This window comes from Deinococcus pimensis DSM 21231, from assembly GCF_000519345.1.
Taxonomy (GTDB): domain Bacteria; phylum Deinococcota; class Deinococci; order Deinococcales; family Deinococcaceae; genus Deinococcus_A; species Deinococcus_A pimensis.
In genome coordinates this window covers 1-1,955 of the sequence record NZ_KI912646.1, presented here as the reverse complement: position 1 = coordinate 1,955, position 1,955 = coordinate 1, and the positions used below count along the sequence as shown (strand labels likewise).

At 71.8% G+C, this 1,955-nt stretch carries 4 protein-coding genes and 1 pseudogene; all 5 read left to right on the top strand.

Going from position 1 to position 1,955, the window contains the following annotated elements:
* Positions 1-268 (top strand): peptidoglycan DD-metalloendopeptidase family protein (locus tag DEIPI_RS0112680; protein ID WP_157463637.1); only part of this gene is annotated, 268 nt, incomplete at its 5' end.
* 126 nt (positions 269-394) lie between these two features.
* Positions 395-664 carry a 30S ribosomal protein S16 gene (gene rpsP / locus DEIPI_RS0112675; RefSeq protein ID WP_027482000.1) on the top strand — a complete coding sequence of 90 codons (270 nt, stop codon included), beginning with the start codon at positions 395-397 and terminating at the stop codon, positions 662-664.
* Positions 665-814: 150 nt separating this feature from the next.
* Positions 815-1,057, top strand: a complete 243-nt coding sequence (locus DEIPI_RS0112670) for a KH domain-containing protein (protein WP_027481999.1) — start codon at positions 815-817, stop codon at positions 1,055-1,057.
* A 63-nt stretch (positions 1,058-1,120) separates the two neighbouring features.
* Entirely contained in the window at positions 1,121-1,645 is a 525-nt protein-coding gene (rimM, locus tag DEIPI_RS0112665; RefSeq protein WP_027481998.1) for a ribosome maturation factor RimM, read from the top strand.
* Positions 1,646-1,649: 4 nt separating this feature from the next.
* Positions 1,650-1,955 (top strand): annotated as a pseudogene (locus DEIPI_RS0112660) (tRNA (guanosine(37)-N1)-methyltransferase TrmD); the annotation flags it as partial.

Genomic DNA, 1,955 nt, shown 5'->3' with positions numbered 1-1,955 from the left:
GGTGCTGTCCGCCGCGGACGGGCTGGTCCTCACGGAGGCGACGTACGCGAACGAGGGCTGGGTGGTGGTGGTGCAGCACTCCGACTCGCTGATCGCGGTGTACTCGGGTCTGCAGCAGCCCGCGGTGTCGTCGGGCTCGCGGGTGTCGCGCGGGCAGGTGCTGGGCTACGCGGGCGGCTCGCCCCTGCTGGGCCCGTCGAGCATCCGCTTCCTCGTGTACGACGTGGGTCCGGGCGGGGAGCGCCGCACCGTGGCGCCGGAGTTCTGACCGTCCGAGTTCTTGCTCCCTCCTCGCCCGTTCTGCTAGAATCCCTGGGTTCGCCGTGCCCGGCTGGCTGCTGGCGGCGCGGCAAGCGACAAGCCCAACCCTCACAACCCCAGAGGAAGTCCATACATGGTGAAGATCCGTCTGTCCCGTTTCGGCTCGAAGCACAACCCGCACTACCGTCTCGTCGTCGCCGACGTCCGCCGTCCCCGTGACGGTGGCTACATCGAGAGCATCGGTCACTACGACCCCCGCAAGACCACCCAGGAGAACCTGAAGGTGGACGTGGAGCGCGCCCGCTACTGGCTCAGCCAGGGCGCGCAGCCCACGCAGACCGCCCGTCGCCTCCTGCGCGCGCAGGGCGTGTTCGCGGCCCAGGCCGAGACGGTCGGCGCCTAAGAGCCGTCAGCGAACAGCGGTCAGCTGTCAGCAGGGGCGCTCCCGACGGAGCGCCCCTCTCGCGTTGCCGGTTCGCCGGCCGGGTGAGGGCAGGGCGACGAAGGCCGAGGGCGGATGGTCGACCGCTGGCGGCTGCACTACAATGCGCGCATGAAGAGTGATCCGAGCGAACTCGCGCTGTTCCTGGCCCAGAGCGTCGTGGACCAGCCTGCCCTCGTGCGCGTCTCGAAGCGCGGCTCGACGGTGCTGCTGCGCGTCGGCCCGGGCGAGGAGGGCCGCGTGATCGGGCGCGGCGGTCGGGTCATCCAGGCGATCCGCACGCTGGTGCGCCTCACGGGCGATCCGCGCGAGCGGACGAGCGTGGATCTGGACGCGCCGCGCCGCGAGCGCTGACGTTCTCACGGCCGGGCGTGGCGCGTGTCGCCCGCCCGGTCCTTTGTCACGGCAGGGAGATGGATGAGGAGCGAGTTGTTGAGGATCGGTCACGTCGCGGGCACCTTCGGGGTGTCGGGCGGCGTGAAGCTGTTCGTGATCGGACGTCCGGACGACGTGCTGGACCTGCGGCGCGTGTACGTGGAGGACACGGGCTGGCTGCGGGTGAGGACGCTGGACCGTCACGGTCCGGGCGTCGTCGTGACCTTCGTGGGCGTGGAGGGCAAGGACGCGGCGGAGCGCCTGAAGGGCCGTCAGGTGTTCGCCCACGAGGCGGAACTGCCGCCCCTGCCGGACGACGAGTTCTACTATCACGAGCTGCGCGGCCTGCGGGTCGTGACGCCCGGCGGTGAGGAGATCGGCGTGGTGGAGGACGTGATGGACGCCGGGCATCAGGACCTGCTGGTGGTGGCGCACGGCGGGCGGTCGTCGCTGGTGCCCCTGCAGGCGCCGTACGTGGAGGTGCGCCGCGAGGGTGCGCGCGGGCCGCTCTCCTCCATCGTGCTGGACGCCCCGGCGGGTCTGCTCGGGGACGAGGGCGAGGGTTGAGGCCGTGCTGAGGTTCTCGCTGCTGACGCTCTTCCCGGACCTGCTGCGTCCGTGGACGACGGAGGCGTTGCTCGGCAAGGCCGCCGAGCGGGGCCTGCTGTCGTTCGACGTGGTGGACATGCGCGACTTCTCCGAGAACCGCCACCGCAAGGTGGACGACACGCCCTACGGCGGCGGGGCGGGCATGGTGATCCGCGCGGACGTGGTGGAGCGGGCGCTCGCGTCGGTCGGGGAGCCCGAGGAGGTGCTGCTGCTCACGCCCGCCGGGGAGCGCTTCACGCAGCGCGCGGCGGAGGAGCTCGCGGCGCGG